Source organism: Moorena sp. SIO3E8, assembly GCF_010692445.1.
In the GTDB taxonomy this organism is placed as follows: domain Bacteria; phylum Cyanobacteriota; class Cyanobacteriia; order Cyanobacteriales; family Coleofasciculaceae; genus Moorena; species Moorena bouillonii.
Window position 1 is genome coordinate 20,958 of the sequence record NZ_JAAHHM010000080.1, and the last position, 6,802, is coordinate 27,759.

Here is a 6,802-nt window from a genome sequence, read left to right on the forward strand (position 1 = left end):
TGAGAAGTATTATTTGCTACATCCAAGCCCCCGTTGGTCCCCCAATTTTGGGGGACTTTTAGAAGCAAATTGACTCTTGTTCCCCCCAAAGTTGGGGGGCTAGGGGGGCAAAATTCAGTATCAAAAAACTTTTCAGATATCCTCTAAGAGGGAACAGGTTTCAGATGACATTACAAGTCGGTGACCAGCCTTGCCTTCCTGAGCAGGAATCTTAGCACAGTCTCTTCTCTAGAAATAATATCGGCTCTGCCCTCCATTCCCAATTGAAGGGAACACTGGTTTTTGCCTTTACCGAGGACATGGCTTTCTGGAGAGATCGTCACCTCGTAGAAAGCACTAGCACCACGCCCCTTCTGGCTTAAAGCACTTGCCCTAGCACCATTACTTTGGGGTTTAATAGTATCTTCGGAAATTTGGCTGACTAAACCCTTGAGGGTACCATAATCTGGATAAGGACAGGCAGATACCCGCATGTGAACCTTTTGACCTTCTGCCAACTTGCCAATATCGCTTGGTGACACCACTGCCTTTATTTTCAAGGGTGCATCACCGGGAACAATTTGGGCAATTTCCTCTCCAGAGCGCACAGTTTGACCAGGGTTGCGCAAATTTAGCTTAGAAACAATCCCGTCTGCTGTGGCAGTAATCACAGTTTGGCTGAGGTCGAGTTCTACTTGTTTAAGTTCGCGGGAATCCCGCTCTAGGTGTTTGCTGATTTCAATCCGCTGTTGGATCAGGGCTTCCCGTTCTTTGTTTAACCTAGCCAGAGTAGCTTCACCAGTGGCTTTTTCTTGGGCAATCCGTTCAGACGCGATCGCTACTTCTGAGCTGCTGGGATTGAGAGCAGCTTTCGCCCGCTGTAGTCTGGCAAGAGCCGCCTTAACCCCTTGTTGTAGCTGTTTTATGGTTTGTTTTTGCTCTTCAACTAGGCCTTTTTGGGCCTCGACCGCTTGTTCTTGCTGCTGGACCACCAGTTGTGCTTCCTCAAATCGATCCTGGGACAGGGCTCCCACTTCAGCAATGGGCTGATATCGGTTTCGCTTCGACCGGGCTGCATTTAAGCCAGCTTTAGTTGACCTCAAGTTGGCCTTAGTGGACTTTAACCTAGCCTGGGCTCCGTGCCATTGTTCCTGGGCTTGCCTTAACTGAGCCTCGGCTTCAGAGACTTCAGCCACAGTGGTAATCTTCCGGTCTCGATAGTCCCGGCGGCGGTGGTCTAGTTCAGCTTTTGCGGAGGCAATAGCACGGTTGCTCCGGTTAGTTTCTGCTTGGATCTGACTATTGAGGGCACTAATTTGGGCTTTGATTTGAACCAGTTGTAACTGGACTTGCCCGATATTGCTTTGCAGTTGGCTTTTTTTAGTTTGAAGGCGAGAGTCATCGATAGTGGCCAGCCCATCTCCTTTTTTGACCACTTGATTTTCTTCCACAGAAATGTTCATCACCTGACCCTCTGTTGCCGCTTGAACAATTCGCAATTCACCCGCAGGACGGAAAGAAGCCTGTGCTTTTACCGTTTCCTTATATTTGGTCACAGAGCCAATGGGAATTGCTAGGGCTAGCGTAGCCACAATAAACAGTCCGCCAAACTGAATCCAACGACCAATTGGTGGTAAAAATTCGTTTTCTTGAATTGGGGGTAGAACCTGATTCTCGTAGTTGCTAATCATAATAATTATGAAAGTTTAATTTAGATAAATTTCTAGAGGTTTGCGACTTTGTTAAGTATATTTATGGTTTTTTAGGGAACAGCGGATCTGGGAACAGCGGATCTGGGAACAGCGGATCTGGGAACAGCGGATCTGGTAATAGAGCAGTTGGCATCCAACCTAAGTTATTTATAGCAATTCTACGACTTGTGAGGTACAAATTTCTGGTTTTTAGGGAGCAGGGAGCAGGGAGCAGGGAGCAGGGAAGTCGTAAGTGGGAAGTCGGAGGTGGGAAGAGGGAAAAAATAATGTGTACCTCATGAGTCCTATAAACGCTATATTATTGCCAATTAATAATTAAAATTTATCTTTTTTACCACATTTTCATAATTAACTTATCTGCAAATCGCTATAGTTAAATTTGAAGCAAGTTTTAATCAGTTTTAGTAACCATATAGCAATTATTATACTGATGAGGTACACAGGTTTTTTTACCACTTCTCCTTCCCGCCTTCTGGTAGGAGGGTTATATCATGTCAGGATAATTACCCTGTCTTGATGCAGTCGCTCATGGGGGAAACCCCCAAGACCGCGCTGCATCGCTTAATAAAAATCTCCCGATCTCCCCATCTCCCCATCTCCCCACCCTCCCCACCCTCTCCTTAATTATGGGTATTCAACCAGACTTGATATTAGGGGGGATTCCTGTTCCCTAAAACCCAGGACGAGGTATATCACCGAATTGAGAACTGCTATAATTACCATTAAGAGAAGTACCATTAACAGAAGAGTCAGAGCCTGAAGCCAACATGACTAAATTCTTAGTTGAAGGAACAAAATCATCGAGGAAGTCTAAGTGATCCCCAGCCAGAGAGTGTAACTCTTCTGGAGTGCCTTGGATTTGCAATTTTCCTTTTTCGAGCATGATAATCCAATCGGCTCGCTGAATCACTTTCGGGCGATGACTAATCATAATAGTGGTTTTGCCTTGGCGAGAGGATAGTAATTGATCTAACACTTGAGCTTCGCTGACTGGATCGAGGGCACCAGTGGATTCATCTAAAATTAGGACTGGTGGGTCAGTCACTATAGCTCTAGCAATAGCCAATCGTTGCCTTTGGCCCCCAGAGAGATTGGCACCAAATTCCCCTAAAACCGTTTGATATTTGTCGGGTAGTTCGCTGATGAAAGAGTCAGCCCCAGCTATCTCGCAAGCTTTGACAATCTGCTCAAAAGTGACCTGGGGATAGCTAAAGTGGAAATTGTCAATGATGGAGCGACTCCAGAAGTGGGGTTCTTGTGGTACTAATATTACCTGCTGCCGCAAGCATTCCAGGGAGAGGTCTTGCTGGTTGTAGAGGCCATAGCGGATATTGCCAGACTGGAGAGAATACAAACCAGCCATCACTTTGGCTAAGGTACTTTTGCCACAGCCAGATTTACCAATCAGGGCAATGACTTTACCGCCAGGGATAGTGAGGGAGAAATCTTGGAGGAGGTCAACTCTACCAGAGTGGTGAAAGTTGAGCTTACTGCAGGTAATTTCTGCATTGCCGGGAATTTCAGCCCAGGGCTTTTTGAAGTCATTCTCATCTTCTGGGGTGGCATCGATCACTTCCGTCAGGCGTTGGATAACCACCTGGGCAGTAATAAATTCATCCACTAGCCCGATTACCGCCCCCAAGAAGCCCAGAAAGTTGCTACTCATGCCATTGTAGGCCAGCAACTGACCGATGGATAATGTCTGATTGATCACCAGGTAACTGCCCAACCACAGTACAGCAATGGAAGTAAATGTGGAAAGAATGCTGGTGATTGTACTGCTGTAAAGCCCCAGCTTCATCATACCCCAGCCCAGGTTGGCCAGGCGACCGTAATTGCTTTGATACTCTCCCCAAGCTTGAGGGGTAGCTGGGGTGGTTTTTAGGACCTGCACCCCCCGAAACGTTTCTACCAGAAAGCCTTGGTTTTCTGTGCCTAAGACGATCATGTTGCGGGTTTTGGCGCGCAAGGCAGGCAGGAAAAGCAGATTGACGATAGTAACGATCACAAAGGCACCAATCGAAGCCAGAGTCAGTTCCCAACTGTAGAAGATCATCAAGGCCAAGGAAACCAAGGCGATAAAAAATTGGCTGGGCAAACCGAGGACAATTTGGGAAACTAGATTATTGATAGCATCCACGTCAGCAATGCGGCTGACCACTTCCCCACTGCGCCGTCCTTCAAAGTAAGATAGGGGCAAGCGCAGGAGTTTTCGCCCGTATTCCATGATCAGGCCTAATTGCAGCCGTTGGCCGAAGTGACCGATCAGGTGAGACTGGACCAAACCGATGGCACTGCTAAACAGGTTCATGGCAATCACCCCAATGGCCACAGTGGTAAGCAGTTGGGTATCCCCCCGCACCAGCACGTCATCGGTGAGCAGTTGCATCATCAAGGGGGAGGCCAGGGAGAGCAGTCCAATAGCAAAGTTGATGCTAATGGCTTGGGCTAAAATGAAGCGATAGGGCCAGACCCGGGCAATAAAGCGCCCAAACCCACCAACTTTATCGTTCTGTTGCTGATAAAAGCGGCTGTCGTCGGGGGTCAGTAACAGCATGATGCCGTTACCCCAACCCTCGATTAACTCTCTGCGAGTGAGGTAGCGTACCCCTACTCCAGGGTCTGCAATCACATATTTTTTTCCTTTTTTGCCATATAATACCACCCAGTGGTAGCCTTTCCAATGGATGATGGCTGGCAAGGGTACTTCATTAATGCGATCGATAATTTGATCAGTGGCTTTGACTTGGCGGGAGTTGAATCCCAAGACTTCTGCTCCTCGGCTCAATCCGAGCAAAGTAGTTCCTCGGGAGCCAGTGCCTACTGCTTCCCTCACACGACTGATGGCAAAGGTGCGTCCGTAATGCTTGGCAATGGTGGCGATGGAAGCTGCACCGCAGTCTTCTTCACTATGTTGGAGGACAATTGGGTATCTCATCTTTAGGGCGAATGGTAGGGGAGAAGTTGGGGCTTTGTCCCGGACTTTATCTAACCGTGAAAAAATCTTACACTAAAATGGCCGATCACCGAGATCCGAAGGGCGCGAGGGGTAGATAAGTCAGTATTCACTTTCAGGCCTTTTTAGGCAATTGATTTTTACCTTGCCTTTAGAGGTTTTCAGCCTCTAAAGGTACCCAAAAATGTCAAAGTCCCAATAATTATGAGTATAATTATTAGTTAAGTGTTTGAATTAAGTGTTTAAGTTAAGTGTTTAAGTTAAGTGTTTAACTGGGGCAAACCCATCTAAATTCTAGAAGCCTTACTATGAACAGACCACCTTCTAGGACAGCCCCTTCTTCGGGATTTAGATTTAGTGAACACTTATTAATTAGCAGTGATTTTGTCGATGTTTGACATAGTTTTTATCCTTGATTGAACTTGACTTAATTTTCCTGGAAGCCAATGGTTGTTCCAGCTAGAAGGGTAAGCTGCCGACAGTTAACTTGGCTTACCCCTTCTATAGACTTGTCAGGGAAACCTCAGGAACTTACGCAGCCATTTATAAAAGTTCACATGAAGACGGTAAAAACAAACCTGATAGCAGCAGTCCTGTTGAGAGTGTTAGATCACGATTGGGGATCTGATCTTGAGCAAGGTTTGGTAGAGCCAAAAAAGGGGTCAGGGGAAACAGTCCCCTGACCCGATACTGTGTTGAGCTTGCGCCCCTGAGATGGCTTGTTCGAGCTGAAGCGATTCACCACAGAGGTGTAGATCACTCACCATTGACTTTATGGTGAGAATGTCACAGCCAAAGTAAGTTACTGATGGCTGTGATTTTGGGTTTAGGCAAAAGCGCGGTAGTAAATATCGTAGGTGGAACCACTTCCACTTACTCGCGCTCTTCGTTGATAACCATTGGTGTTATATGCGGTAAAACCTCCCATGGGATCGTCAGGATTCAAAAAGCCATCTTTATCAAAAAGTTGAACCCTTGCAAAAGAACCAGGAGTCGATGTGCCTTGGTTGACAGTGCGAGTCTGACCTGTAGAAAAAGATTTATGTCCCCAGATCTTGTTGCCATTAATGGTGATATAGGTGTCGTCTTTACCGATGAAGTCAGCACCAGCCTTAATCGCTTGAATTTGATCGATTAATATGAACAGACCACCTTCTACGACCGCCCCTTGTTCGGGAGTTAATTCAGTGAAAAGTTCTTCATTGGCAGTGATTTTGTCGATGTTTGACATGATGGTTCTCCTTGATTAGAATTTACTTAATTTTCCTGGAAGGCAATGGTTGTTCCAGGTAGAAGGGTAAGCTGCCGACAGTTAACTTGGCTTACCCCTTCTATTGACTTGTCAGGGAAAGATCTCGAACTTACGCAGCAATTTACAAAACTTCATATTAAGACCGCAAAAAAAAAGGCGTACGCAACTCTCAATGGGGTTGCTATCTTTGGCAACCCTAAGGAAGCAGCATCGCCGTCCTGCTCAGAGTGTTAGATCTCGATTGGGGATCTGATCTTGAGCAAGGTTTGGTAGAGCCAAAAAAGGGGTCAGGGGACTGTTTCCCCTGACCCGATACTGTGTTGAGCTTGCGCCCCTGACTATTCACTTTTAGCTGAGAATGTCACAGCCAAAGTAAGTTACTGATGGCTGTGATTTTTGGTTTAGGCAAAAGCGCGGTAGTAAATATCGTAGGTAGAACCACTTCCACTTACTCGCGCTCTTCGTTGAGAACCGAAGGTGTTAAATGCAGTAAAACCTCCCATGCGATCGTCACGAGAAAAGCGATCTTTATCAAAAAGTTGAACCCTTGCAAAAGAACCAGGAGTCGATGTGCCTTGGTTGACAGTGCGAGTCTGACCTGTAGAAAAAGATTTATCTCCCCAGATCTTGTTGCCATTAATGGTGATATAGGTGTCGTCTTTACCGATGAAGTCAGCACCAGCCTTAATCGCTTGAATTTGATCGATTAATATGAACAGACCACCTTCTACGACCGCCCCTTGTTCGGGAGTTAATTCAGTGAAAAGTTCTTCATTGGCAGTGATTTTGTCGATGTTTGACATGATGGTTCTCCTTGATTAGAATTTACTTAATTTTCCTGGAAGGCAATGGTTGTTCCAGGTAGAAGGGTAAGCTGCCGACAGTTAACTTGGCTTACCCCTT

The 6,802-nt window shown here is 46.3% G+C and carries 4 protein-coding genes; all 4 read right to left on the minus strand.

Going from position 1 to position 6,802, the window contains the following annotated elements; translation table 11 throughout:
* Window positions 1–170 precede the first annotated feature (170 nt).
* On the minus strand, window positions 171–1,670 hold the full coding sequence (locus F6K46_RS26445) for an HlyD family efflux transporter periplasmic adaptor subunit (protein WP_293062608.1): 1,500 nt from the start codon (window positions 1,668–1,670) through the stop codon (window positions 171–173).
* A 691-nt stretch (window positions 1,671–2,361) separates the two neighbouring features.
* Window positions 2,362–4,629 carry a peptidase domain-containing ABC transporter gene (locus F6K46_RS26450; protein WP_293062610.1) on the minus strand — a complete coding sequence of 756 codons (2,268 nt, stop codon included), beginning with the start codon at window positions 4,627–4,629 and terminating at the stop codon, window positions 2,362–2,364.
* Between the two features lie 844 nt (window positions 4,630–5,473).
* Window positions 5,474–5,878 (minus strand): hypothetical protein, encoded by a 405-nt coding sequence (locus F6K46_RS26455; protein WP_293062612.1) that lies wholly within the window; start codon window positions 5,876–5,878, stop codon window positions 5,474–5,476.
* Window positions 5,879–6,300: 422 nt separating this feature from the next.
* Window positions 6,301–6,702 (minus strand): hypothetical protein, encoded by a 402-nt coding sequence (locus F6K46_RS26460; RefSeq protein ID WP_293062614.1) that lies wholly within the window; start codon window positions 6,700–6,702, stop codon window positions 6,301–6,303.
* Window positions 6,703–6,802: the final 100 nt, after the last annotated feature.